The 25,025-nt window shown below is 50.4% G+C and carries 21 protein-coding genes; 11 read left to right on the top strand and 10 right to left on the bottom strand.

All coding sequences use genetic code 11. The features are described 5' to 3' along the window. Window positions 1–202 precede the first annotated feature (202 nt). Both sulA and ompA read left to right on the top strand, forming a co-directional pair. The gene (sulA, locus tag EC843_RS15285; RefSeq protein ID WP_133522511.1) at window positions 203–712 is read left to right on the top strand and encodes an SOS-induced cell division inhibitor SulA; all 510 of its coding nucleotides are present in this window, start codon (window positions 203–205) and stop codon (window positions 710–712) included. Between the two features lie 360 nt (window positions 713–1,072). Beyond that, window positions 1,073–2,143, top strand: coding sequence for a porin OmpA (gene ompA / locus EC843_RS15280; RefSeq protein ID WP_121815658.1), 1,071 nt, complete (start codon window positions 1,073–1,075; stop codon window positions 2,141–2,143). Window positions 2,144–2,245: 102 nt separating this feature from the next. On the opposite strand, the gene matP is transcribed toward ompA, so the two are convergent. Beyond that, window positions 2,246–2,695, bottom strand: a complete 450-nt coding sequence (gene matP / locus EC843_RS15275) for a macrodomain Ter protein MatP (protein WP_064548160.1) — start codon at window positions 2,693–2,695, stop codon at window positions 2,246–2,248. 175 nt (window positions 2,696–2,870) lie between these two features. On the opposite strand from matP, the gene EC843_RS15270 reads away from it, so the two are divergent. Together EC843_RS15270 and fabA are read left to right on the top strand one after the other, a co-directional pair. Next, on the top strand, window positions 2,871–4,625 hold the full coding sequence (locus EC843_RS15270; RefSeq protein WP_133522510.1) for a Lon protease family protein: 1,755 nt from the start codon (window positions 2,871–2,873) through the stop codon (window positions 4,623–4,625). 68 nt (window positions 4,626–4,693) lie between these two features. Continuing rightward, a complete protein-coding gene (gene fabA / locus EC843_RS15265; RefSeq protein WP_034456318.1) occupies window positions 4,694–5,212 on the top strand; it encodes a bifunctional 3-hydroxydecanoyl-ACP dehydratase/trans-2-decenoyl-ACP isomerase in 519 nt (172 codons plus the stop codon). A gap of 116 nt (window positions 5,213–5,328) precedes the next feature. Here the strand turns inward: fabA and rmf are convergent, their stop codons facing one another. The 6 genes from rmf to rlmKL all read right to left on the bottom strand — a co-directional run bounded on the left by rmf (window position 5,329) and on the right by rlmKL (window position 13,257). Continuing rightward, entirely contained in the window at window positions 5,329–5,496 is a 168-nt protein-coding gene (gene rmf / locus EC843_RS15260) for a ribosome modulation factor (protein ID WP_034456319.1), read from the bottom strand. A gap of 255 nt (window positions 5,497–5,751) precedes the next feature. Further along, the gene (gene pqiC, locus EC843_RS15255) at window positions 5,752–6,315 is read right to left on the bottom strand and encodes a membrane integrity-associated transporter subunit PqiC (protein WP_133522509.1); all 564 of its coding nucleotides are present in this window, start codon (window positions 6,313–6,315) and stop codon (window positions 5,752–5,754) included. Continuing rightward, window positions 6,315–7,952 carry an intermembrane transport protein PqiB gene (gene pqiB, locus EC843_RS15250; protein ID WP_121813939.1) on the bottom strand — a complete coding sequence of 546 codons (1,638 nt, stop codon included), beginning with the start codon at window positions 7,950–7,952 and terminating at the stop codon, window positions 6,315–6,317. The genes pqiC and pqiB overlap by 1 nt, the downstream gene beginning before the upstream one ends. Further along, window positions 7,942–9,210: a membrane integrity-associated transporter subunit PqiA gene (gene pqiA, locus EC843_RS15245; protein WP_064548167.1), complete on the bottom strand. Its 1,269-nt coding sequence runs from the start codon at window positions 9,208–9,210 to the stop codon at window positions 7,942–7,944. Before pqiA ends, pqiB begins: the two co-directional genes overlap by 11 nt. A 16-nt stretch (window positions 9,211–9,226) precedes the next feature. Further along, window positions 9,227–11,134 carry an ABC transporter ATP-binding protein gene (locus EC843_RS15240; RefSeq protein ID WP_064548170.1) on the bottom strand — a complete coding sequence of 636 codons (1,908 nt, stop codon included), beginning with the start codon at window positions 11,132–11,134 and terminating at the stop codon, window positions 9,227–9,229. Window positions 11,135–11,139: 5 nt separating this feature from the next. Then, complete coding sequence (gene rlmKL / locus EC843_RS15235) at window positions 11,140–13,257, bottom strand: bifunctional 23S rRNA (guanine(2069)-N(7))-methyltransferase RlmK/23S rRNA (guanine(2445)-N(2))-methyltransferase RlmL (RefSeq protein ID WP_064548171.1); 2,118 nt, start codon at window positions 13,255–13,257, stop codon at window positions 11,140–11,142. 118 nt (window positions 13,258–13,375) lie between these two features. Between rlmKL and EC843_RS15230 the strand changes: the two genes are divergently transcribed. Beyond that, complete coding sequence (locus tag EC843_RS15230) at window positions 13,376–14,488, top strand: YcbX family protein (RefSeq protein ID WP_064548173.1); 1,113 nt, start codon at window positions 13,376–13,378, stop codon at window positions 14,486–14,488. Here the strand turns inward: EC843_RS15230 and zapC are convergent. Both zapC and pyrD read right to left on the bottom strand, forming a co-directional pair. Beyond that, a complete protein-coding gene (zapC, locus tag EC843_RS15225; protein WP_121813941.1) occupies window positions 14,485–15,027 on the bottom strand; it encodes a cell division protein ZapC in 543 nt (180 codons plus the stop codon). The two genes, EC843_RS15230 and zapC, sit on opposite strands and share 4 nt — an antisense overlap. 166 nt (window positions 15,028–15,193) lie before the next feature. Continuing rightward, complete coding sequence (gene pyrD / locus EC843_RS15220; RefSeq protein WP_064548178.1) at window positions 15,194–16,204, bottom strand: quinone-dependent dihydroorotate dehydrogenase; 1,011 nt, start codon at window positions 16,202–16,204, stop codon at window positions 15,194–15,196. A 248-nt stretch (window positions 16,205–16,452) separates the two neighbouring features. Between pyrD and ssuE the strand changes: the two genes are divergently transcribed. Genes ssuE through ssuB form a run of 5 tightly spaced genes read left to right on the top strand, consistent with a single transcriptional unit; the run spans window position 16,453 to window position 20,703 of the window. After that, window positions 16,453–17,028 carry an NADPH-dependent FMN reductase gene (gene ssuE, locus EC843_RS15215; protein ID WP_064548180.1) on the top strand — a complete coding sequence of 192 codons (576 nt, stop codon included), beginning with the start codon at window positions 16,453–16,455 and terminating at the stop codon, window positions 17,026–17,028. Beyond that, window positions 17,021–17,989 carry a sulfonate ABC transporter substrate-binding protein gene (locus EC843_RS15210; RefSeq protein WP_064548182.1) on the top strand — a complete coding sequence of 323 codons (969 nt, stop codon included), beginning with the start codon at window positions 17,021–17,023 and terminating at the stop codon, window positions 17,987–17,989. The genes ssuE and EC843_RS15210 overlap by 8 nt, the downstream gene beginning before the upstream one ends. Then, window positions 17,986–19,131 (top strand): FMNH2-dependent alkanesulfonate monooxygenase, encoded by a 1,146-nt coding sequence (gene ssuD, locus EC843_RS15205; RefSeq protein ID WP_064548184.1) that lies wholly within the window; start codon window positions 17,986–17,988, stop codon window positions 19,129–19,131. The genes EC843_RS15210 and ssuD overlap by 4 nt, the downstream gene beginning before the upstream one ends. A gap of 10 nt (window positions 19,132–19,141) precedes the next feature. Beyond that, window positions 19,142–19,933 (top strand): aliphatic sulfonate ABC transporter permease SsuC, encoded by a 792-nt coding sequence (gene ssuC / locus EC843_RS15200; RefSeq protein WP_121813943.1) that lies wholly within the window; start codon window positions 19,142–19,144, stop codon window positions 19,931–19,933. Next, the gene (gene ssuB, locus EC843_RS15195; protein ID WP_133522508.1) at window positions 19,930–20,703 is read left to right on the top strand and encodes an aliphatic sulfonates ABC transporter ATP-binding protein; all 774 of its coding nucleotides are present in this window, start codon (window positions 19,930–19,932) and stop codon (window positions 20,701–20,703) included. Before ssuC ends, ssuB begins: the two co-directional genes overlap by 4 nt. 128 nt (window positions 20,704–20,831) lie before the next feature. Here ssuB and pepN read toward each other — a convergent pair whose 3' ends face one another. Beyond that, entirely contained in the window at window positions 20,832–23,444 is a 2,613-nt protein-coding gene (pepN, locus tag EC843_RS15190; RefSeq protein ID WP_133522507.1) for an aminopeptidase N, read from the bottom strand. 267 nt (window positions 23,445–23,711) lie between these two features. Between pepN and pncB the strand changes: the two genes are divergently transcribed. After that, window positions 23,712–24,914: a nicotinate phosphoribosyltransferase gene (pncB, locus tag EC843_RS15180; protein ID WP_064548314.1), complete on the top strand. Its 1,203-nt coding sequence runs from the start codon at window positions 23,712–23,714 to the stop codon at window positions 24,912–24,914. The last annotated feature ends 111 nt before the right edge of the window (window positions 24,915–25,025 follow it).

Raw genomic sequence — 25,025 nt, 5'->3', positions numbered from 1 at the left:
CAATCCATAACATATCATCACAATGTGTAACTGCATCCAGTAATATGAAAATAGGTAACATGATGAGCGACGGCAATCACATTCTTACTTTCCGCAGATTTACATGTCGAAATTGCGATATGCTTTCCGAAATTTAGATTGATCTTTGTCCGAACTGGCATTACTGTATATTCATACAGTAACCCATCAGGCGGGATTAACTATGCAATCACATAACGTTCTAACTCACGTTGCCACTGTTCCAGGTTCTGCGTCTTCATTGGCTCAGTCATCAGCAGGTAACAACATTAAAGGGTTGATCAGTGAAGTGATCTACAGCGAGGATCAGCCCTGGATTACACAGTTAGTGTTGCTGCCCTTGCTGCAACAGCTTGGTCAGCAATCTCGCTGGCAGTTGTGGTTAACGCCACAACAGAAATTGAGTCGTCAGTGGGTGCAGTCAGCTGGTCTTCCGCTGACAAAAGTGATGCAGGTAAGCCAGTTAGATCCACTTTTTACCGTAGATGCTATGGTAAAAGCATTGCAGACAGGAAATTACAGTGTTGTTATTGGTTGGTTACCGGAAGAATTGACCGACGAAGAGCATTTTCAGCTATCATCAGCAGCTGAAATGGGTAATGCAATTGGCTTTATTATGCGTCCAACTCGTACCTCAAAAACAGGATGTCGACCACGAAGTGGTCTAAAAATTCATTCTAGTTTGTATCATTAAGTAAATTTAAGAGAAATCCTGGAACTTTTTCTTCTCTGCTGACAATTCATTGTGAATTATGAAGAATCCCCGCTGCAAGCCGCTCCAGGCGGCATTCCGCCAGTTTTAAGAAGCCTATTTTTCGCGCAAAGTTGTTAAAAAGTGTGTACTCAAATCGTTTTTTTTCATATGCCTGAGGGACTTCACACTTGTAAGTTTTCAACTACGTTGTAGACTTTAGCTCGCCAGGGTTGCTCTTCCATAACACCGATTGATCGGTAGAGTAACAAGTGAGCATAAACTCGGGCGAAGGATTTAACCCTGGGCTTTAGAGCGATTTTAAAGCTCATGGCCTTTTTGGATGATAATGAGGCGCAAAAAATGAAAAAGACAGCTATCGCGATTGCAGTGGCACTGGCTGGCTTCGCTACCGTAGCGCAGGCCGCACCGAAAGATAACACCTGGTATGCAGGTGGTAAGTTGGGTTGGTCCCAGTTCCACGACACCGGTTTCTACGGAAACGGTTTCCAGAACAACAATGGCCCAACTCACAGCAGCCAACTGGGTGCTGGTGCATTCGGTGGTTACCAGGTTAACCCGTACGTTGGTTTCGAAATGGGTTACGACTGGTTAGGTCGTATGCCTTACAAGGGCAGCGTTGATAACGGTGCTTTCAAAGCGCAAGGCGTTCAACTGGCTGCTAAACTGAGCTACCCAATCAACGACGATCTGGATATCTACACTCGTCTGGGTGGTATGGTATGGCGTGCAGACGCTAAAGGTAACTACGCTTCTACTGGCGTTACCCGCAGCGAACACGACACTGGCGTTTCCCCGCTGGCAGCAGTTGGTCTTGAGTACGCAATCACCCGTGATATCGCAACTCGCCTGGATTACCAGTGGGTTAGCAACATCGGTGATGCGCAAACCGTTGGTACTCGTCCAGACAACGGCATGCTGAGCCTGGGTGTTTCTTACCGTTTCGGCCAGTATGATGCAGCTCCAGTTGTAGCTCCGGCTCCAGCTCCAGCTCCAGAAGTACAGACTAAGCACTTCACTCTGAAGTCTGATGTTCTGTTCAACTTCAACAAAGCAACTCTGAAACCAGAAGGTCAGCAGGCACTGGATCAACTGTATACTCAGTTGAGCAACCTCGACCCGAAAGATGGTTCTGTTGTAGTTCTGGGCTTCACCGACCGTATCGGTTCAGACCAGTACAACCAGAAACTGTCTGACAAACGTGCACAGTCTGTTGTTGATTACCTGATCTCTAAAGGTATCCCAGCTAACAAGATCTCCCCACGCGGTATGGGCGAATCTAACCCAGTTACTGGCAGCACCTGTGATAACGTAGCTCCTAAAGCTAAACTGATTGATTGCCTGGCTCCAGATCGTCGCGTAGAGATCGAAGTTAAAGGTATCAAAGACGTTGTAACTCAGCCTGCGGCATAAGTTACCGTTATAAAAAAACCCCGCTTCGGCGGGGTTTTTTGTTTTTAATGTTCTGGAACAGAAAAGCAAAATGAATCACTGCATCAACTCAACTGCGCTCTATTATTTGCCGAGCATTGCCTGAAGATCTTGTTTCAAAGAAGACATCTGATTGGCGTATTGTTCTTTACGCTCAGCATCTTCAATCAATTGCACAATAGTTTCTGAGAGAGTGCACCCTCGCCGATGAGCAAGCCCTGCTAACCGCTGCCAGACCAGATACTCAAGGTCGATGGACTTTTTACGCGTATGTTGATGTTCGGCATTAAAGTGCCGTTTACGACGTGCGCGGATAGTTTGTTTCATGCGGTTGCGGAGTTCTGGATTCATATGCTGCTCTATCCAGCTCAACACGTGCACAGGCTCATTTTCTAAGCGTAGCAGTTCATCAACGGCTTCTTTCGCAGCACTCGCCTCGATATAACGCGTGATAAGCTCGCCTTCACGGTGTTTTTTAACCAGATACTTCCACTTCCAGCCGCTCTCGAGATTTTCCAACTGTTGATATTTCATTGTTGTCTCAGTGTGACCGTGTAACTCATTTCAGAATAACAGTTTTTTTTATTTTCGCTTACCTGAAAAATGAAAGCTGTGAGCTAAGTAAACTTGCCGCTCCGCATAAACCGTGTGCTGCTTCGCCTATTCTTGTATAATCGCGCCTTTGACATCTAATTAATAAATAGCGACTTTGACGACTAATCGACTTGAATGGCGTGCTCTTGTACCTGATACCGAAAGTTATCAGGAAATTTTCGCACAGCCTTATGATTCCGAAACTGCCCCTTTCTCCGCTGTGCAACCTCGTCTGACTTATGGACTGATGCAGCTCAGCCAACCGGTAGCCTCGGCCGATCTGATGCTGGTAAAAGCCGCTGAAGAAGCCGAATACCTTAATCTTATTGCTAACGCAGCGCGCGAATGCTGGTCTCCGGATATCACACTGACCGGCGGACATTATCTGATCGAAGGCTCGCGTATCACGTTACGCCCGGCTGAATCTGCTGAAGACAATTTTGCTGGTCAATCCGAGGTCGTCGTAGCTGACTGGATTGAAGCTGAGCAATTATTTGGCTGTGTTCGCCAGTTTGCCGGGGAAATCACACTGACTCCGGGTTTAGTTCACCAGGCAAACGGTGGCATTCTGGTGCTGTCGTTGCGTAGTGTGTTAGCACAACCGTTGCTATGGCTACGTCTGAAGCAGATGGTCATTCAGGGCCGCTTTGACTGGATTTCACCTGACGAAACACGGCCGTTGCCTGTTAGCATCCCGTCGTTACCCTTGAGCCTGAAATTGGTCCTGGTGGGTGAACGTGAATCTCTGGCTGACTTCCAGGATATGGAACCAGAGCTGGCGACCTGCGCAATCTACAGCGAATTTGAAGAAAACCTGCAAATTACTTCCGCCGATGATATGGCATTGTGGTGTCAGTGGATTTACGCCGTTGCGAAATCTAAATCGCTACCCGCACCTGCAACGGATGCCTGGACTACATTTATCCGTGAAGCTGTACGCTACACGGGTGACCAGGAAACACTGCCGCTATGTCCATCGTGGATAGGCCGCCAACTGCGCGAAGTCGCCTCATTTACTGAAGACGAAACCTTCGGCGCAGCTGAACTGACACAAATGCTGGCGCAGCGTGAATGGCGTGAAGGTTATCTGGCTGAGCGCATGCAGGATGAAATTCTGCTTGAGCAAATCCTGATTGAAACCGAAGGTGAGATGGTTGGCCAAATTAACGCATTGTCAGTGATAGAATTCCCGGGTCATCCACGCGCATTCGGTGAGCCTTCTCGAATTAGTTGCGTCGTTCATGTGGGTGATGGTGAATTCACTGACGTTGAGCGCAAAGCGGAATTGGGTGGCAATATTCATGCGAAAGGCATGATGATCATGCAGGCATTTTTGATGTCTGAATTGCAGCTCGATCAGCAAATCCCCTTCTCTGCATCTCTGACTTTTGAACAGTCATATAGTGAAGTTGATGGTGACAGCGCCTCAATGGCGGAACTGTGCGCATTAATCAGTGCGCTGGCGAATGTGCCAATTTATCAGCACATCGCAGTAACCGGTTCAGTCGACCAGTTCGGGCGCGTACAACCGGTTGGAGGCCTAAATGAGAAGATTGAAGGTTTCTTCCGCATCTGCCAGGAACGTGAGTTCACCGGCAAGCAAGGCGTGATAATCCCACTGTCCAACATTCGTCACCTGTGCCTGCACCAGGATGTTCTGGATGCTGTGGAGCAAGGACAATTCACGATTTGGGCCATCGACGATGTCACTGATGCGCTACCATTATTAACAAATCTGCCCTGGGATGGTGAGGGGCAAAATACGCTCATGCGTGCGGTACAAGAGCGGATAGCTCAGGCATCGGCGCAAGATATTCGGCACCGTTATCCATGGCCACTGCGTTGGCTCAACTGGTTCACACCAAACTGATCGGACTTGTTGAGCGTACACGTGTTAGCTAACATGCGTGCTTCATTATAAAAAGGCTTACTGTAAACATGGTAGATAAACGCGAATCCTATACAAAAGAAGATCTTCTTGCCTCTGGTCGTGGAGAACTGTTTGGCGCTGAAGGCCCACGGTTACCTGCGCCATCCATGCTGATGATGGACCGCGTGGTCAAGATGACCGAAGACGGTGGTAACTTCGATAAAGGTTACGTTGAAGCAGAATTAGATATTAATCCTGATCTGTGGTTCTTTGGCTGCCACTTTATCGGCGATCCGGTAATGCCTGGTTGTCTGGGCCTTGATGCGATGTGGCAGCTGGTCGGTTTCTACCTGGGCTGGCTCGGTGGTGAAGGTAAAGGTCGTGCTCTGGGTGTGGGTGAAGTTAAACTCGCGGGTCAGATTCTGCCAACTGCGAAGAAAGTTACCTATCGTATTCATTTCAAACGCGTCATCAATCGCCGCCTGATCATGGGCCTGGCAGATGGTGAAGTACTGGTTGATGGCCGTGTCATTTACACCGCTACCGATCTGAAAGTGGGTCTGTTCAAAGATACCACTGCTTTCTAGCCCTCTATACCCGTTAGCATTCAAGTTGCAGCCAACACCCCTGCGGCTTGAAAGATGACGGGTATAAACGCGAAACCTCCGCTGTGCGGAGGTTTCTTTTTCTAAAGAGACAGTGATTACGCGGTAACCGCCCTGTCTTCCATGGCTTCTCGCCAGCCTCCCATCCAGTACGACCTCTGATTCAGTGTCTGATAAGGACACATCTCTTTGGAGCGTCCGACGATACCTGCTTGATAACCACGCTGATGAGCCCGTTCCAGGCGATCTCGTTTTTGTCTCTTCATGCCTCGTTTCCCTCATTTCTTTAATCTGGTGGAAAGAAAACAGTGGCCACAAAACGTGCAACCACATATAACGAATACCTCCAAAACACGCCACCGTCAATGCGCAAAATTCACGCCAATGTCATATTTGTGAGCTACATGTGATGCGATTTGAGAAAAAAGTGTGAACAATGACTGGTAACGAGCTCATGCCAAAAGAAAAGCTGCGCCCGCGTTGATAGCGAATGGCGCAGCTTTTTTGTGCTACTGAAGTGATTAATTAATGCGTGTTAACTGGCCGGCAATACTTTGCGCTTCTTGTTGCCAGGCCTGAGCTAAAGTTTTCACCATCGCATCATAACCATCAGCTTGCTGTTTTAACTCAAGATGAAATGGCCGTTTAGTCAACTGCCCTTCGTGGTTAAGCAACCATTCACCGCTCACAATGACCTTGCCATCATAACGACCGTGGAAACCCGTCACGTTGACACTCAACGTATCCTGAACGCTACCGAGCGGTTGTGAAGCCACCACCCAACCTGGCAATGCGCTGCTCAGATTACTGACCAGAGTATTACGTAGTTGCTGGTCTAATGGGCTTGCCCACAAATTGTTGGTCGCAATCACGTATTGCACATCGCTGGTCTGATAAACCACGCCGTTTCCGGCGAGGTAGTCAGGAACCGCAACTTGCTCCACCCATAATAAACGGCTGCCAGACTGGCTCACAGCCTGCATAGCAGGCGTTGAGCTTTGAGGTAGCTGATAATACGTCTTTCCCGGATCGCTGCTACAGGCCGTCAAAACAAGAGCTGCAACTATCGGAAGCCATTTTTTCATTATTGTGCCCTCTTCGGCTGGGGATCTTTTTTATCCTTCGCTTCAAAGATCAGCGAATTGCTCTTATCGTTCAACGTGCGCAACACAGGTTGCAGTTCGCGCAGCACCTGATCAAGACGCTGCATATCGGCCACCATCTTGTTGTAAGCCGCAGAACCTGGCTGGAAGCCCTGCATGCTGCGATTGAGCTCACGTAGCGTTGTCTGCATATCTTCAGGCAACGATTGCATTGATTTATTCGACGTAATCTTATTCAGATTATCCAGCGTCTGCTGCAAGCGCTTCATGGTTCGTTGGCTTTCAGCAAGCGAGTTGGTTGTCTCTTCAATCATTGGATTCAATGGCAAGTTATTAATCTTATCCAGTGTCTCCAGCAAACGTTGTTGAATTTGCGCCAAACCACCGCTCATCGTTGGAATGATTGGATACCCATCAAAGGTCGGCAAATCGGTCACCGGCGGAGCTTTAGGGTTGAAATCAAGATCGATAAACAGAGCGCCAGTCACCAGGCTGCCGGTTTTCATCGTGGCCCGCAAACCGCGTTTAATCAGCGATGCCATATTGTCCTCAATTCGGACATCATCACCGACGAGATTTTGTAAACGTTCAGGCTCAAGGCGGATTAATACCGGAATACGGAAGTCATCATTAATTTTCTGACGCATACCTGCGGTAAAGAATGGCACCTTCGCCACGGTTCCCAGACGAATGCCACGGAACTCAACAGGCGCACCTGGCTGTAAGCCACGGACGGAATCTTTGAAGAACATCAGGTAATCAATGTGATCGGTATACAAGGAGTCCTGGGTGCTTTTCTGGTCGTCAAATAGCTTGTATTCACTACCAGGTGCGGCGGCCTTGCCAAGCTCCCAACCTTCTGGCACATCAAAACTCACACCGCCGCTAAACAGCGTGGTAAGCGAGCCCATTTCCACACGCATCCCCTGGGAAGACATATCAACGGCAATACCGCTGTCTTTCCAGAAACGCACATTGGTGGTGACCAGGCGATCGTTAGGCGCACTAATAAAGAGTTGATATTTGATGCTACGTTTTGCCGCATCAAAAGTACTGGTTTCCACTGACCCAACGCGATAACCGCGGAACAGTACCGGATCGCCCGGTGCAAGCTGCCCTGCCTTATTACTCTCAAGCGTAATGCGGATACCCTTCGCATCAGGTGGGGCCAGAGGCGGGGCATCCAGCAAGTCATACTTACTGCTTTTTCCCCCTTTAGTACCCGGTTGCAGCTCGATATAAGCGCCGGAAAGCAAAGTTCCAAGCCCTGAAATACCTTCACGCCCGACCTGCGGTTTCACCACCCAAAACGCCGAATCTTTATGCAGCAGTTTTTCCATCCCGGAATTCAGACGTGCAGTGATTTCGACGTGCAGTAAGTCATCTGACAACACCGCACTTTCCACCACACCAACATTCACGCTTCGGCTTTTGATGGTAGTTTTCCCGCCTTCAATACCCTCGGCATTGGTGGTAATTAGCGTAACGACCGGTCCCTGATGGCTATAGTGATAGAACAAGATCCATGCGCCAATAAGTACGGTGACGATAGGGAAAATCCATACTGGGGACCAGTTTTTGACCTTGGTAACTTTTGCTTCCCCGCTTTTATTTTCCATGCTCAGAAGACTCCTCGTAAGTTGAATCCGGTGCGCGATCCCAGGACAAGCGAGGGTCAAAGGTCATCGCTGCAAACATTGTCAAAATAACTACTAATGCAAACATAACGGCACCAATTGCCGGGTAGATACTCATCAATCCTCCCATGCGCACCAGCGCCGATAAAACTGCAATGACGAATACGTCTATCATTGACCAGCGTCCAACAAACTCGACCACTTCGTAGATCAAGTGCATTCTTTCACTGTCACGCTGCCCGTGACCTTTTGCATCCCAACATAGCCATGCAATGGCTAACATTTTGAGTGTTGGAACCAAAATACTGGCGATGAAAATCACCGCGGCCACCGGATAAGAACCTTCACTCCACAACAAAATTACCCCGGCAATAATCGTTGAGGGAATTTTGCTGCCCAGTACTTCGGTAATCATGATGGGTAATATGTTCGCAGGTAGATAAAGCATAATTGAAGTCAGCAACAGAGCGACTGTCCATTGCAAACTATGGCGACGACGCACATAACCCTTGGTTTCACAACGCGGGCAAATTTCCTGATCTTCAGGCACGATTGCGGTACAGCACGGGCATGAGCGCAGCCCCTGGCGAATGCCTGATACACCGACTTTCAGCGGTGCCGCAATGACAGGTTCAGGGGCAATATCATCCCATAGCCAGCGCCGGTCCACGCACTGGAAAGCGCGTAACTGCAACACACAAAACAAACACCAGGGAATAAAGCTGCTTCCTACGCCAATGTCACCATAAGCCATCAGTTTGACGAAACTCACCAGGATGCCAGCAAGAAAGATTTCCGCCATTCCCCAGGATTTTAAATGAAAGAAGAATCGAGCCAGCCACTTTTTAAGCGCAAGGGGCATCGCCACCTGGTTAACCAGTAACAAAATGGTGATCAGACAGAGCACGGGCACCGCTTGCACAAAAGCCATGAAGAACATGCCAAGGCTTGCGTAATCTTCATTAAATAACACGCCAGGAATTTCAAGCAGCGACACTTCGCTGCTGATACCGGCAACTTTCATGCTAATAAAAGGAAATAGATTCGCCAGTAGCAACATAAACAGAGCTGCCAGCGAATAAGCTGTAGGGCGTTGTCGCGCTGAGGACCACTGAGTCTGCAACGTGGTTCCACAACGAGGACAGACGGCCTTATGGCCGTCGTCTAATTCAGGCAGAGCGACCAGTAAGTCGCATTGCGAACACAATATGTGTGAACGATGGTGATGCGTGGCACACATATCGTGTCTCCTTGAGTTACGCGCCGTTTTTCAGAGCTTCAAGATATTCCCAGCGTTCAAAAGCCTCTTCCAGTGCTTTTTCTGCTGTAGAAAGGTCGCTCAAGGTTTTTTGCGTGACGTCATGCGGCTGATTAAAAAACTCAGGGTCTCCGACCTTCGCTTGAATCGCTTCCAGTTCGGCCTCAAGTTGTTCAAGACGTTGTGGTAATTGCTCTAGTTCACGCTGCAGGTTATAGCTTAGCTTGCTACTTGCGCGTTTAACAACTTCCACTTTCGCAGCTACGGTGTTTTGCGCTTTATCTGCCACAGACTGGCGCAAAGAATGAGCAGAAGCCTGTTGGCCCTTCGCATCATGGTAGCCCCCAACATAGCGACCAATTTTTCCTTCGCCTTCGAAAATCCAGCATTCGGTCACGGTGTTATCGACGAATTGACGATCGTGGCTGACCAACATCACGGTGCCTTGATAGCCGTCAATCAACTCTTCGAGCAATTCGAGCGTTTCGACATCCAGATCGTTGGTCGGTTCATCGAGAATTAATAAGTTACTTGGTTTCAGGAATAAACGAGCCAGCAATAAGCGGTTACGCTCACCGCCAGATAACGCACGCACTGGCGTCATTGCACGTTTTGGATGGAACAAGAAGTCCTGCAAATAACCCAGCACATGGCGCGGTTTACCGTTCACCATCACTTCTTGCTTACCTTCCGCGAGGTTATCCATCACGGTGCGGTCCGGATCAAGCTCAGCACGGTGCTGGTCGAAGTAGGCCACTTCCAGCTTGGTACCGCAATGTACGCGACCGCTGTCCGCTTGCAACTGATCTAACATCAGTTTCAACAGTGTAGTTTTACCGCAGCCGTTTGGCCCCACCAGCGCGATTTTATCGCTACGTTGGACCTGAGCAGAGAAGTCTTTAACCAGAGCACGTTCAGCAATCGCGTAGCAAACATCTTCCATCTCAAAGACGATTTTGCCGGAACGAGCGGCTTCTTCGACCTGCATTTTGGCGCTGCCCAGCACTTCACGACGTGCGCTGCGTTCGTTACGCATCGCTTTCAAGGCACGAACACGGCCTTCGTTACGGGTACGGCGCGCTTTAATGCCCTGACGAATCCAGACCTCTTCCTGCGCCAGTTTGCGATCGAACTCAGCGTTTTGCAGATCTTCAACGCGCAACGCTTCTTCTTTTGCCAGCAAATACTGATCGTAATCGCCAGGATAGGAAACCAGTTTGCCACGATCAAGATCGACAATACGGGTAGCCATATTGCGGATGAATGAACGGTCGTGGGAGATAAACACGATGCTGCCCTGGAACTCTTTCAGGAAGCCTTCCAGCCAGTCAATCGCTTCAATATCCAGGTGGTTAGTCGGTTCATCAAGCAGCAGCACGCGCGGAGAACTCACCAACGCGCGGCCCAATGCGGCTTTACGCAACCAGCCGCCAGACAACGCAGACAGTTCGGTATCGGCATCCAGGCCTAATTGCAGCAGCACTTCATTGATACGGCTTTCAAGCTGCCAGAGATTCTGGTTATCGAGGATTTCCTGAATGCGCGCCATCTCATTGAGATTTTTGTCGCTTGGATCGGTCATCACTTTATGAGAAATATCGTGATAAGCCTTAAGATGCACGGCCTGCTCTTCGACGCCTTCAGCAACGAAATCGTAAACCGTTCCCGCGACATTACGCGGCGGATCTTGCTGCAAACGCGCCACGATCAGATCTTGTTCGTAAATCATGCGCCCGTCATCCAACGGAACTTCACGATTCAGGATCTTCATCAGCGTGGATTTGCCTGCGCCGTTACGGCCAACCAGACAGACGCGTTCGTTTTCTTCAATATGGAGTTCGGTGTTATCTAATAACGGTGCGTCGCTAAACGACAACCAGGCACCGTGCATACTAATTAATGACATGACAATTAATCCTTGGCTACGTGAGTCACGAGCCAGCAGTTATGAATTTGGCGATTACGGGCAAAGTCTTGCGACTGGGTTTTCTGCGTGATTTCCTGAGCGTTCAGACCCAGGTTCGCTAGCCCATCAAAGTCCATTTTGAAGCCACGTTTATTGTTGGAGAACATAATGGTGCCGCCCTGGCGCAACAGGCGCTTAAGGTCTTTCATCAGCACCAGATGATCACGCTGGACATCAAAAGATTCTTCCATACGTTTTGAGTTTGAGAACGTTGGTGGATCGATAAAAATCAGATCAAACTGTTCATCGGTTTCACGCAACCAGCCCAGGCAATCAGCCTGAATCAGGCGGTGAGCGCGACCGCTCAAACCATTGAGACGTAAGTTACGCTCAGCCCACTCCAGATAAGTACGCGACATATCTACGGTAGTCGTGGTTTTAGCGCCGCCTAAGCCTGCGTGAACCGTTGCACTGCCGGTATAAGCAAAGAGGTTAAGGAAGTCTTTCCCTTTGCTCATTTTACCCAACATATGGCGTGCAATACGGTGGTCGAGGAATAAACCAGTATCGAGATAGTCAGTCAGGTTAACCCACAGGCGAGCGTTATATTCACTCACTTCCATGAAGTCACCCTTCTCATCCATTTTCTGATATTGGCTTTTCCCTTTCTGACGTTCACGGGTTTTCAGAATCAGACGATTAGATGGTAATTCCAGCACCGCGAGCGTTGCTGCAATGACGTCAAACAGACGCTGGCGCGCTTTATTCGCATCAACGGTTTTCGGTGGCGCATATTCCTGCACCACCACCCACTCGCCATAACGGTCAACGGCGACATTATATTCCGGCAGGTCAGCATCGTAAATTCGGTAGCATTCAATGCCTTCCTGACGCGCCCATTTATCAAGTTTTTTGACGTTTTTGCGCAGACGGTTCGCGTAATCATCAGCAATCTGGCCTGATGCCGCACCTGTGCTGTTTTCCGATAACTGGTAATTTTTCTGCACACAGTCCAGCGGGCCATTCTTCGCTTTAAACTGGCGTTCAGCACGCAATTGCAGGCAGCTGAGCAAATCTGGGGAAGCACTGAACAGTGATAAATTCCAGCCACCGAAATGGTTCTTCATGTTACGGCCCAGCAGGCTGTGCAAGGCAATCAGCGCAGGCTCGCTATCCAGACGTTCGCCGTAAGGCGGGTTGCTGATCACCGTCCCCACAGGCCCTTCCGGCAGCGGGTTAGTCAGTTTAGCGACGTCTTTCACTTCGTAGCTGATGATATCGGCCAGACCTGCACGACGGGAGTTAGCGCGAGCGCGTTCAATCACCCTTGAGTCGTTATCTGAACCGAAGAAACGTGATGTGTATTCGCCAAGGCCTTTACGCGCACGAACCTGTGCTTCGGTGGTAATTTCTTTCCACAGCTCCACATCGTGATTTGCCCAGCCGAGGAAGCCCCAATGTTTGCGATGCAAACCAGGTGCACGATCGGTGGCGATCATTGCCGCTTCAATCAGCAACGTACCGGAACCACACATTGGATCGAGCAGCGGCGTACCCGGCTGCCAGCCTGAGCGCATCACAATGGCGGATGCCAACGTTTCTTTAATAGGAGCAGCACCGGTGCTGTCGCGGTAACCGCGCTGATGCAGGCCTTCACCGCTCAAATCCAGCGCGATGCTGGCGGTGTCTTTATTCAGCCAGACGTTAATGCGCAAGTCAGGTTGCTCGCGTTCGACATTCGGACGCGGCAAGTTTTTGCGGGTAAAGGAGTCGACGATGGCATCCTTCACTTTTAACGCGCCGTACTGGCTATTACGGATAACCTCGTTCAGGCCGCTGAAATGCACCGCGAAGGTCGCATCCGGGCCAAACAGCGCAGGCCAGTCGATGGTCTGTACGCCAAGATACAAATCGAGATCGCTGTAAACACTGCATTCGTTTAAAGGCAGCAAAATGCGGGACGCAAGGCGGCTCCACATCAAGCTTTGATAGAGCAGACGTGAGTCCCCCTGGTAATGTACGCCGCCCTGAACCACCTGGCATGCTTGCGCACCAAGGCCCTCCAGTTCAGTTTTTAATAGCTCTTCAAGCCCACGCGCCGTACTGGCAAACAGAGAATTCATATCGTCACTTAATCAGGTATAAAAAGAAAATTGTGGCGCATTATAGCCAATCTGCCACGCATGTCATAAAGTTGGCCTCTTATATTGTTTATTTATTCGTTTATGCCGAGGGAGCGCAATGATCACCCTATCCCAACTCTATATTCACCCGGTGAAATCGATGCGCGGTCTTGCCCTCTCGCATGCTCAGGCAAGCAGCAGCGGTTTAGCCTTTGACCGCATTTTTATGGTCACCGAATCTGACGGCACTTTTATTACCGCGCGTCAGTTCCCGCAAATGGTGCTTTTCACCCCGGCCATTACCCACGATGGCTTATTTCTGAGCGCACCCGACGGCAGTTCTGCCAGCGTGCGTTTTGCTGATTTTCAACCTCAGGCCGAACCGACCGAAGTGTGGGGTAATCATTTCACAGCACGGATAGCGCCGGATGAAATTAACCAGTGGTTGAGCGGATTCTTTTCGCGCCCGGTGCAGTTGCGCTGGCTGGGCGAAACGTTGACCCGTCGCGTGAAACGTCATCAAGAGGTGCCACTGTCATTTGCCGACGGTTATCCATTCCTGCTGGTTAACGAAGCTTCGTTACGTGATTTACAAAACCGCTGCCGGGCAAGCGTTAAAATGGCGCAATTTCGCCCAAATATCGTGGTCACTGGCGCACAAGCCTGGGCTGAAGATAGCTGGAAAGTGGTGCGTATTGGTGGTGTGACGTTTGATGTCGCGAAACCTTGTAGCCGTTGTATTTTCACCACCGTCAGTCCAGAGCGTGGCCGTAAACATCCGAGCGGCGAACCCCTGGTAACGCTGCAACAATTCCGCACCGCTCAAGATAATGGCGACGTCGATTTCGGCCAGAATTTAATTGCCCGCAACAGTGGCATTATTCGAGTGGGCGATGAGCTGGAAGTGCTGGCGACCAAACCAGCAAAAGCTTATGGCGCAGGGGCCACCGAAGAAGAGCCAGAACCTTTTGAGCAGCAAGAAAGCAATGTGGCAATTGACTGGCAGGGCCAACAATTCCGCGGCAACAATCAGCAAGTGTTACTTGAGCAGCTAGAACAACAAGGTATCCGTGTGCCCTATTCTTGCCGGGCCGGAATTTGCGGCAGTTGCCGAATTAAATTAGTCAGCGGGGAAGTCAAGGCGTTGAAGAAAAGCGCAATCAATGACGATGGCACAATCCTGTGTTGTAGTTGTATTCCTGCGGGCGATGTGGAATTAGCGGGAAATTAAACAGCTTGATCGAGACTGAGGTCGTTGCCCAAAGGTTGCGGCCTTAATCTGTCATTCATCACTTTAATCGCATCGCCAAGTTGCATAGTGCGGCCTGCCAGTTGTAAACCCGGTTGGGCGAGTAAACAGAGTGCGGCATTGTTGCCCGTTTCGACCACCAGCAGATTCACTTGCTGCATATCATCACTCAAACAGACACAAGCCGCGTCGCCAGGGACCGGCTGCCAACATTCGCCATGAGAGATAAAGTGCCAGCTTTTTGGCATTTGTGGTTTCAAATAACGAATCGCTACCAGCGCATTTAATACCAGTTCAGCACGCTGATCTTTACTTAAAATAAGGTCGCGACATTTTTCTTCGAAGGTGAAGAAAAGAGCGGCATCATCTACACAAAAGCCTGTGTTTTCAAAGGCATCTGGTGTGAGCATTTTACGAGGGAACCGTGAACGGAATAGCATACCATTGGCTAAATCGAGCATCATACGATCATGCTCTTCATCAAAATACCAACGCCAATTATCGTCCGGTTTTATCCGCATAACTATTTGCCCTTTCGTTTATTCCCACGATTTAAAACATCCTTATCGCCGCTTCGTTAATGAACACATTTAATAAAAGACCAATATGTATAATTTAGCAACAGTGGTGGAATATAAAACAACCAGGGCTGAAAATAAAGCCCCGGTTGTCTGAAAGGAAAAATGTTTACAGCCCAGTGATGATTTCTTTAATCAGCGGTGGGCCTTTAAATATGAATCCAGAATATATTTGCACCAGTGAGGCACCCGCCGCCATCTTCTCGCGAGCAGCAATCAGCGAATCAATACCGCCAACACCAATAATAGGTAAGCGACCATTTAATTCTTGCGACAAGCGGCGAATAATTTCTGTGCTTTTAAGTTGAACCGGACGGCCACTTAATCCACCCATTTCGTCACAATATTTCATACCCTGAACCAGGCTACGATCCAATGTGGTATTGGTCGCAATGACCCCATCAATATTATGGCGAACTAAACTATCAGCCACCTGGATCAATTCTTCCTCAGAAAGATCCGGCGCGATCTTCACGGCAACTGGCACATATTTATGATGCAATTCCTGAAGCGCTTGTTGCTTATTTTTAATCGCCACTAACAGATCATCTAACGCTTCACCATATTGCAGCGTGCGTAATCCAGGGGTATTTGGCGAGGAAATATTGATCGCGATATAACCCGCATACGGATAAATTTTATCCATACAGATCAAATAATCATCTTTGCCCTGCTCTACTGGCGTGTCTTTATTCTTGCCAATATTGATACCCAATACCCCATCAAAATGGGATTTTTTAACGTTCTCAACCAGGTTATCTACGCCGTGGTTATTGAAACCCATGCGGTTGATCAAGCCTTCTGCTTCTACCAGACGGAAGATACGCGGCTTGTCATTTCCTGGTTGTGGGCGAGGCGTGACGGTACCAATTTCGATGGAGCCAAAGCCCATGGCACCCAGTGCATCAATACACTCACCGTTTTTATCTAAACCGGCAGCAAGACCCAGTGGGTTCTTAAAGGTCAGACCCATACAGGTCACCGGTTTAGAGGGCACATTTTGCCGCACCAGCCATTCGAGAGGTGTACCAGTTACACGACGCAATTGCTGAAATGTCACTTCATGAGCGCGCTCGGGATCGAGCTTGAAAAGGGCTTTACGAACGAAGGGGTAGTACATGAACACTCCAGAATTCCCAGTATGCAAACTGGGGCAGTATTATTAACGATAACGGACGTGAATGGAATTGACCTGCAACAAAAAAGACCGAATCAGCGCAAACGTTTTCTTCCCTCCATTTTGTTATTCAGTTTTTGGCAAATGATTCCCGGATAAATCATTTAGTGGATTACCACTTCTGCGCGACTATCACACTCAATTGTTATCAATGTTACCTAAAAGCAAACAATTAGTTATAAGGAAACAATATGCGTGTGATCACCCTTGCCGGAAGCCCGCGCTTCCCTTCTCGTTCAAGTGCTCTACTGGAATATGCCCGCGAAAAATTAAGCGCTCTGGATATCGAGGTGTGTCACTGGCATCTACAGAATTTCGCGCCAGAAGATTTGCTGTACGCCCGTTTTGATAGCCCTGCGCTGCTCGCTTTAAATGAACAATTACAGCAGGCCGATGGCGTGATCATCGCGACTCCTGTTTATAAGGCTTCCTTTTCTGGCGCGCTGAAAACCCTGCTCGACCTGCTGCCTGAACGTGCGCTGGATAAAAAGGTCGTGCTGCCATTAGCCACTGGCGGAACAGTGGCACATATGCTGGCGGTCGATTACGCGCTGAAACCCGTCCTTAATGCGCTGAAAGCGCAGGAAATTCTACATGGCGTGTTTGCTGATGACAGCCAGATAGCGGATTACCAGCACAAACCGGTATTCAGCAACAACTTACAGCAACGTCTCGATAACGCGCTGGAAACCTTCTGGCAGGCTCTGCACCGCCGGGATTTTATTGTCTCTTCCCCTTTTAAGACGCAAGGAGTTGCCCATGTTTAATTTTCTGAAACGAACCGCGCCGTGGCTTGCACTCGCAGGAACGTTAAGCCTGAGCGCCACGCTTCACGCGGCAGATACGGGGCCAGAGCAGTTGCGCATTGGTTATCAAAAAGGCTCGGTCAGCATGGTACTGGCGAAAAGCCACCAGCTTCTGGAAAAAGAGTATCCAAATACTAAGTTCCAGTGGATTGAATTTCCGGCTGGCCCACAAATGCTCGAAGCGCTGAACATCGGTAGTATCGATCTCGGTAGCACGGGAGATATTCCGCCAATCTTCGCGCAGGCTGCGGGCGCGGACCTGGTGTACGTCGGTTCTGAACCGGCAAAACCAAAAGCCGAAGTAATTCTGGTGCCGGAGAATAGCCCACTGAAAACCGTGGCGGATCTTAAAGGGCATAAAATCGCTTTCCAGAAAGGTTCCAGCTCCCACAACCTGGTGTTACGAGCGCTGCAAAAAGCCGGGCTGAAATTTACTGATGTCCAGCCTGCTTATTTAACGCCAGCTGATGCGCGCGCCGCATTCCAGCAGGGCAACGTTGATGCCTGGGCAATTTGGGACCCGTACTATTCAGCTGCACTGTTGAATGGCGGCGTGCGCGTCTTAACCGACGGCAGCGAGCTAAATCAAACCGGTTCGTTCTACCTCGCTTCACGCCCTTATGCCGAACAAAACGGTCCGTTCCTGCAACACGTATTGAAAACATTTAGCGATGCCGACGCGTTAACTCGCACCCAGCGTGACGCAAGCGTTGCGCTACTGGCAAAAACCATGGGGTTGCCGGAAAACGTGATTGCTACCTATTTCGACCATCGCCCACCAACGGTGATTACCCCGGTCAGCGCCGAGACTGCCGCCAAACAACAGCAAACCGCAGATCTGTTTTATGACAACCACTTAGTGCCTAAGAAAGTCGATATTCGCACCCGCATCTGGCAACCCGCTAAAGGAGATAAATCATGAGCTTAAACTTATTCTGGTTCCTGCCGACTCACGGTGACGGCCACTACTTAGGCAGTAACGATGCAGCACGTCCGGTTGACCATGCCTACTTGCAACAAATTGCTCAGGCGGCAGACAGAATCGGTTTTACTGGTGTACTGATCCCGACAGGCCGTTCTTGCGAAGACGCCTGGCTGGTTGCGGCATCGATGATTCCGGTAACGCAGCGTTTGAAATTTCTGGTCGCACTGCGCCCAAGCGTGACGTCGCCAACCGTGGCTGCACGCCAGGCCGCGACGCTGGACAGGCTTTCCAACGGGCGTGCTTTATTTAACCTGGTGACCGGTAGCGACCCGGAAGAGTTAGCCGCAGACGGCGTGTTCCTCAATCATCAGGAACGTTACGAAGCTTCAGCTGAATTTACCCACATCTGGCGTCGCCTGCTGGAAGGCGAAACGGTGGATCACGAAGGCAAACATATTCAGGTCAAAGGGGCAAAACTGTTATTCCCGCCTGTACAGCAGCCTCGCCCACCGCTCTACTTTGGCGGTTCTTCGGATGTGGCACAGGATTTGGCTGCTGAACAGGTGGATCTCTACCTGACCTGGGGCGAACCGCCACATTTAGTGAAAGAAAAAATTGAGCAAGTCCGTGCGAAAGCCGCGGCTCATGGCCGCACGGTACGTTTCGGTATTCGCTTACATGTGATTGTGCGTGAAACCAATGAAGAAGCGTGGGATGCCGCCAATCGCCTGATTTCGCAATTGGATGATGAAACCATCGCCAAAGCACAGGCCGCTTTTGCCCGCACTGATTCTGTCGGCCAGCACCGCATGGCGGCGTTGCACGGCGGCAAGCGCGACAACCTGGAGATCAGCCCAAACTTGTGGGCAGGCGTCGGCCTGGTGCGTGGCGGCGCAGGAACCGCACTGGTAGGTGATGGCCCTACCGTGGCGGCTCGGATTAATGAATACGCCGCACTGGGTATCGACAGCTTTATTTTCTCCGGTTACCCGCACCTGGAAGAAGCTTATCGCGTCGGCGAACTGCTGTTCCCACACCTTGACGTCACGATTCCACAAATCCCACAACCGCGCCAGATTCATGAAAAAGGCGAAGTCGTGGCGAATGACTTTATCCCGCGCAAAGTCGCACAAAGCTAAGGAGCCGCCAATGACCCCTTCAACGCACAAACTGTTGCTGAGAGTGGCACCGTGGGTCTTGCCGGTGGCGGTTATCGCCATCTGGCAACTATCCTCGAGCGCAGGCTGGCTCTCGTCGCGCATCCTCCCCTCTCCGGAAGGGGTGGTGGTTGCATTCTGGAACCTCTCAGCCAGCGGTGAATTGTGGCAACACCTGGCGATCAGTTCATGGCGTGCGGTGATTGGTTTCAGTATTGGTGGCTCATTAGGCCTGGTTCTCGGCCTGATTAGCGGGCTTTCGCGTTGGGGGGAGCGTTTGCTGGACAGCTCGATTCAGATGCTGCGTAACGTTCCGCACCTGGCGCTAATCCCGCTGGTCATTTTGTGGTTCGGCATTGATGAATCAGCGAAGATTTTCCTCGTGGCTCTCGGCACGCTGTTCCCGATTTACATCAACACCTGGCACGGCATCCGTAATATTGACCAGGGCTTGCTGGAGATGGCCCGCAGTTATGGGTTGTCAGGCTTTAGCCTGTTTGCCCAGGTGATTCTACCAGGGGCTTTGCCTTCGATTATGGTCGGCATTCGTTTCGCACTTGGCCTGATGTGGCTAACGTTAATCGTTGCCGAGACGATTTCGGCAAACTCCGGAATTGGCTATCTGGCAATGAACGCCCGTGAATTCCTGCAAACCGATGTGGTTGTCGTCGCCATTATTTTGTATGCCCTGCTCGGCAAACTCGCTGACATCAGCGCGCAATTACTCGAACGAGTCTGGCTGCGCTGGCACCCTGCTTACCAGTTACAGGAGGAGAACGCATGAATACCGCACGTTTAAACCAGGGGACTCCCCTACTCCTTAACGGCGTGACCAAACGCTACGGCAATAAAACAATTCTTGATGAGCTGGAATTACATATTCCTGCCGGGCAATTTGTTGCGGTGGTCGGGCGCAGTGGCGGCGGTAAAAGTACGTTGTTACGACTACTGGCAGGGTTGGAAAATCCCAACGGCGGGTCACTGATTGCCGGAAATGCCCCACTGCGCGAAAGCCAGGATGAAACACGTTTAATGTTCCAGGATGCGCGTTTGTTGCCGTGGAAATCAGTGATAAATAATGTCGGTCTGGGGCTGAAAGAAAACTGGAAAGACGCGGCGACGAAAGCGCTGGAAGCGGTTGGGCTTGCCAATCGCGCTACCGAGTGGCCAGCCGCCCTGTCCGGCGGCCAGAAGCAGCGTGTGGCGCTGGCTCGTGCGCTGATTCATCGCCCACGGCTGTTATTGCTGGACGAACCTTTGGGCGCGCTGGATGCCCTGACGCGTATCGAAATGCAGGAGTTGATTGTCTCTTTGTGGCAGGAACATGGCTTTACGGTGTTGCTGGTGACGCACGATGTCAGCGAAGCCGTTGCGATGGCGGATAGAGTTTTGTTGATTGAAGAAGGAAAAATTGGGCTCGATTTGACAATTGATTTACCGCGTCCACGTAAGCTCGGCTCTGTGCGGCTGGCTGAACTGGAAGCGCAGGTGTTAGAACGTGTAATGAAGCGGCAGGTTGTGGAGGAACCGGAGCGCGTGGTGCGCACCGGTTAAGTTTGTTCGCCCTCACCCCGACCCTCTCCCCCAGGAGAGGGAGAACACCGGGTAATCCCTCGACCTCAGAGGGAGAACACCTGATAATCCCCTCTCCCTCAGGGAGAGGGTTAGGGTGAGGGTGGTTTTTAAGCTAACGCCTTGCTGATCTTCTCGAATAAATCGCCCGACAAGTTTTCCAGCCCTTTCAGCTGTTCCAGCGCTGCACGCATCATCTCCTGTCGTTTTTCATCATAACGTTTCAGTCGAATTAACGGCTCAATCAGACGTGACGCCACCTGCGGGTTACGGTGGTTCAGCTCGCTGAGCATTTCCACCATAAACTGATAGCCGCTGCCGTCGAGTGCGTGGAACGCTGACGGGTTAGCCGCCGCGAATGCACCAATCAGCGAGCGAACACGGTTCGGGTTACCGAGGCTAAACGAACGGTGGTTCAGCAATTCACGCACTTTACTCAATGTGTCTGCCGCCGGACTAGTGGCTTGCAACACAAACCATTTGTCCATCACCAGACCGTCCTGATGCCATTTCTCATCAAACGCAGCCAGTAGTTCTGTGCGGCACGGCAATTGTGCAGCTACAGAAGCAGACAATGCGGCGATAGAGTCCGTCATGTTGTCTGCACTTTCATACTGCTTACGCACCAGTTGCTCGGCAAGCTGTTGATCGCCAAACGCCAGATAACGCAGGCAAGTATTACGCAGCGCACGTTTGCCGATATCCGCATGTTCTACGCGATAAGCATCGAGCTTGTTGGCGTTATAAACTGCCAGGAATTCATCGGCCAGTTCGTTTGCCAGCGTGCGCGTTAACGCTTCATGCACGGCAGCAATCGCCTGCGGGTCAATTTTCTGGAACAGCTCGGCAATTTCGTTTTGCGATGGCAGCGTCAGAATTTCTGCCGCCAGTGCCGGGTCAATGTTCTCATCCAGCAAAATAGCGCGGAAAGCATCGGCAACATGCAGTGGCAGCGACAATGGCTGGCCCTGTTGGCTGCGGTTGACGTTCAACTTGATGTACGTCGCCAGCAGACTTTGCGCGGCATCCCAACGGGAAAAATCGTTGCGTGCATGGCGCATCAGGAACGTCAGCTGCTGGTCACTCCATTTGTATTCCAGTTTCACCGGTGCTGAGAATTCACGCAGCAATGACGGAACCGGCTGGAAATAAACGTTATCAAAGACAAACGTCTGCTCTGCCTGAGTCACATTCAGCACGTGATGAATCGGGTGGCCATTTTTCTGTAACGGAATAACTTTGCCTTCGTTATCATACAGTTCGATGTCGAACGGAATATGCAACGGCTGCTTTTCCTGCTGTTCAGCGGTTGGCGGCGTGGTTTGGCTGATGGTAAGCCGGTACAGCTCATTTTCCGGGTCGTAGTCATCACGCACGGTGACCACTGGCGTCCCCGCCTGGCTGTACCAGCGGCGGAAATGCGACAGGTCAACGTTTGACGCATCTTCCATTGCCTGCACGAAATCATCACAGGTCGCCGCACTGCCGTCATGGCGCTCAAAGTAAAGTTGCATGCCTTTCTGGAAATTCTCTTCACCCAGCAAGGTGTGCAGCATACGGATAACTTCAGAACCCTTTTCGTACACGGTCAGGGTGTAGAAGTTATTCATTTCGATAACTTTGTCCGGGCGAATCGGGTGCGCCATCGGGCTTGCGTCTTCAGCAAACTGCGCGGCACGCATGGTGCGCACGTTCTGAATACGGTTTACTGCACGTGAGCCGAGATCCGAGCTAAATTCCTGATCGCGGAACACGGTCAGCCCTTCTTTCAGGCTTAACTGGAACCAGTCGCGACAAGTCACACGGTTGCCGGTCCAGTTATGGAAATATTCGTGACCGATAACACGTTCGATGTCGAGATAGTCTTTATCTGTCGCAGTTTCAGCACGGGCCAGCACATATTTGGAGTTAAAGACGTTCAGTCCTTTATTCTCCATCGCACCCATGTTGAAGAAGTCCACGGCGACAATCATATAGATGTCGAGGTCATACTCGAGGCCGAAACGGGTTTCATCCCATTTCATGGATGCTTTCAAAGAAGTCATCGCCCAGCTTGCACGGTCAAGATTGCCACGGTCAACGAACAGCTCCAGCGCTACATCACGGCCAGATCGCGTTTTGAAGGTATCGCGTAATACATCGAAATCACCTGCCACCAGCGCAAACAGGTAACACGGTTTTGGGAACGGATCTTGCCATTGTACCCAGTGACGGCCGTTTTCCAGTTCACCTTCAGCGATACGGTTGCCATTAGATAAAAGGAAAGGATATTGCTTTTTATCCGCAATGATTTTGGTGGTGAAACGCGCCAGAACGTCTGGTCGGTCGAGATACCAGGTAATGTGGCGGAAACCTTCAGCCTCACACTGAGTGCAAAGTGCATCGCCAGAAAGATAAAGTCCTTCCAGCGCAGTATTCGTGGCAGGGCTAATTTCATTAACGATAGTCAGCGTGAAGGTTTCTGGCAGTGACTCGATGATCAATGCACCCTCGTCCTGGCGATAATCTTCCCAGGTAGTGCCGTTTACAGCAACAGACACCAGCGTCAGGTCTTCGCCATCAAGACGCAGAGGCGCGCCTGCTGCACCCTGGCGGGTGATCTGGCTAATAGCTGTGACCAGGGTTTTTGCGGCATCAAGGTCAAAGGTCAAATCGATATCGGTAATCGTGTAATCCGGCGCACGGTAGTCGTGGCGATATTTGGCTTGTGGCTGTTGTGTCATAAAAAACCTTATACATCATCCGTAAGTTTGCGGAGTTCAGTCTATTCCTGTTGCCCGAATGTTGCCACGCAGAATCTTCAACTTTTCTGGGCTTCTCACGCGAATTGCTACATTTATATAACAAGCGGCACAAATTGCTATCGACCAGAAAATGTCCGTGTGTTGTGATCCAGGTTTAATAAACAGATAATCAGGGTATACTCCTGCGTCTTTTATCTGCTTAGCCCTTGATGGAAACGCTCCTGTGAGAGGATGCTGCAACGCGCCATGACACGACACGCTTCCCCGATTTTGCAAACGCTACTGGATACTGACGCCTATAAGCTTCATATGCAGCAGGCCGTTTTCCACCGTTATCACGACGTGAACGTCGCGGCCGAGTTCCGTTGCCGCGGTGATGATCTGCTGGGCATTTACGCAGACGCCATTCGTGAGCAGGTTGATTTAATGCAACACCTCGCGTTAAGTGACGAGGAGTTCGCGTTTCTGGAAACTCTGCCATTCTTCCAGGCCGATTACCTCTGCTGGCTGCGTACTTTCCGCTACGACCCCACTCAGGTGCACATCAGCAATAACAACGGCCATTTAGATATTCGTCTAACCGGTTCGTGGCTGGAAGTGATTATGTGGGAAGTGCCATTGCTGGCGGTGATCAGCGAAGTGGTGCATCAACACCGCTCGCCAGGCGTGACCACGCAAATGGCGCTAGAGAGTCTGGAAAGCAAACTGGTTCAGTTCAAAGAATTGACGGCAGATATCGATCTTTCTGCTTTCCGCCTGATGGATTTTGGCACTCGTCGCCGCTTCTCGCGTGAAGTTCAGGAAGCTATTGTAAGCCGCCTGCAACAAGAATCATGGTTTGTTGGCACCAGCAATTACGACCTCGCGCGCCGTCTGAATTTAACCCCGATGGGCACTCAGGCTCACGAATGGTTCCAGGCACATCAGCAAATCAGCCCGACTCTCGCAAACAGCCAGCGCGCAGCGCTCCAGGCCTGGCTTGATGAGTACCCGGATAAACTTGGCATCGCGCTGACCGACTGCATCACAATGGATGCCTTCTTACGCGACTTTGATCTTTCATTCGCCAGCCGGTATCAGGGGCTGCGCCACGATTCAGGTGACCCGTTTGAATGGGGCGAAAAAGCTATCGCGCATTACGAAAAACTCGGCATTGATCCAAAAACCAAAGTATTGGTATTTTCGGACAATCTCGATTTGCCAAAAGCCATCGAGCTTTATCGCCATTTCTGCACTCGCGTGAATCTCAGCTTCGGTATTGGCACGCGCCTGACATGCGATATTCCGCAGGTGAAGCCACTTAATATTGTCATCAAGTTGGTTGAGTGTAACGGCAAGCCGGTCGCTAAACTGTCCGACAGCCCAGGCAAAACGATTTGCCACGATAAAGCTTTTGTCCGCGCACTGCGTAAAGCTTTCGATTTACCACTAGTCAAGAAAGCCAGTTGAGCCAATAAACCTGTGGGTGATATTCATCGCACTCATAGGTTTCTTTCTTTATATCTGTGACTCCCCTCTTTATGTATTTCTTCGTTTCCTTTGATTTTTCTGCTTGTCTGA

The organism is Buttiauxella sp. JUb87 (assembly GCF_004361975.1).
In the GTDB taxonomy this organism is placed as follows: Bacteria; Pseudomonadota; Gammaproteobacteria; order Enterobacterales; family Enterobacteriaceae; genus Buttiauxella; species Buttiauxella ferragutiae.
This window is presented reverse-complemented; position numbering and strand designations above follow the sequence as displayed.

Bases quoted from the DNA above. Each gene is read 5' to 3' on its own strand.
- sulA (WP_133522511.1), top strand. From the start codon at position 203: ATGCAATCACATAACGTTCTAACTCACGTTGCCACTGTTCCAGGTTCT.
- ompA (WP_121815658.1), top strand. From the start codon at position 1,073: ATGAAAAAGACAGCTATCGCGATTGCAGTGGCACTGGCTGGCTTCGCT.
- matP (WP_064548160.1), bottom strand. From the start codon at position 2,695: ATGAAATATCAACAGTTGGAAAATCTCGAGAGCGGCTGGAAGTGGAAG.
- fabA (WP_034456318.1), top strand. From the start codon at position 4,694: ATGGTAGATAAACGCGAATCCTATACAAAAGAAGATCTTCTTGCCTCT.
- rmf (WP_034456319.1), bottom strand. From the start codon at position 5,496: ATGAAGAGACAAAAACGAGATCGCCTGGAACGGGCTCATCAGCGTGGT.
- pqiC (WP_133522509.1), bottom strand. From the start codon at position 6,315: ATGAAAAAATGGCTTCCGATAGTTGCAGCTCTTGTTTTGACGGCCTGT.
- pqiB (WP_121813939.1), bottom strand. From the start codon at position 7,952: ATGGAAAATAAAAGCGGGGAAGCAAAAGTTACCAAGGTCAAAAACTGG.
- pqiA (WP_064548167.1), bottom strand. From the start codon at position 9,210: ATGTGTGCCACGCATCACCATCGTTCACACATATTGTGTTCGCAATGC.
- EC843_RS15240 (WP_064548170.1), bottom strand. From the start codon at position 11,134: ATGTCATTAATTAGTATGCACGGTGCCTGGTTGTCGTTTAGCGACGCA.
- rlmKL (WP_064548171.1), bottom strand. From the start codon at position 13,257: ATGAATTCTCTGTTTGCCAGTACGGCGCGTGGGCTTGAAGAGCTATTA.
- EC843_RS15230 (WP_064548173.1), top strand. From the start codon at position 13,376: ATGATCACCCTATCCCAACTCTATATTCACCCGGTGAAATCGATGCGC.
- zapC (WP_121813941.1), bottom strand. From the start codon at position 15,027: ATGCGGATAAAACCGGACGATAATTGGCGTTGGTATTTTGATGAAGAG.
- pyrD (WP_064548178.1), bottom strand. From the start codon at position 16,204: ATGTACTACCCCTTCGTTCGTAAAGCCCTTTTCAAGCTCGATCCCGAG.
- ssuE (WP_064548180.1), top strand. From the start codon at position 16,453: ATGCGTGTGATCACCCTTGCCGGAAGCCCGCGCTTCCCTTCTCGTTCA.
- EC843_RS15210 (WP_064548182.1), top strand. From the start codon at position 17,021: ATGTTTAATTTTCTGAAACGAACCGCGCCGTGGCTTGCACTCGCAGGA.
- ssuD (WP_064548184.1), top strand. From the start codon at position 17,986: ATGAGCTTAAACTTATTCTGGTTCCTGCCGACTCACGGTGACGGCCAC.
- ssuC (WP_121813943.1), top strand. From the start codon at position 19,142: ATGACCCCTTCAACGCACAAACTGTTGCTGAGAGTGGCACCGTGGGTC.
- ssuB (WP_133522508.1), top strand. From the start codon at position 19,930: ATGAATACCGCACGTTTAAACCAGGGGACTCCCCTACTCCTTAACGGC.
- pepN (WP_133522507.1), bottom strand. From the start codon at position 23,444: ATGACACAACAGCCACAAGCCAAATATCGCCACGACTACCGTGCGCCG.
- pncB (WP_064548314.1), top strand. From the start codon at position 23,712: ATGACACGACACGCTTCCCCGATTTTGCAAACGCTACTGGATACTGAC.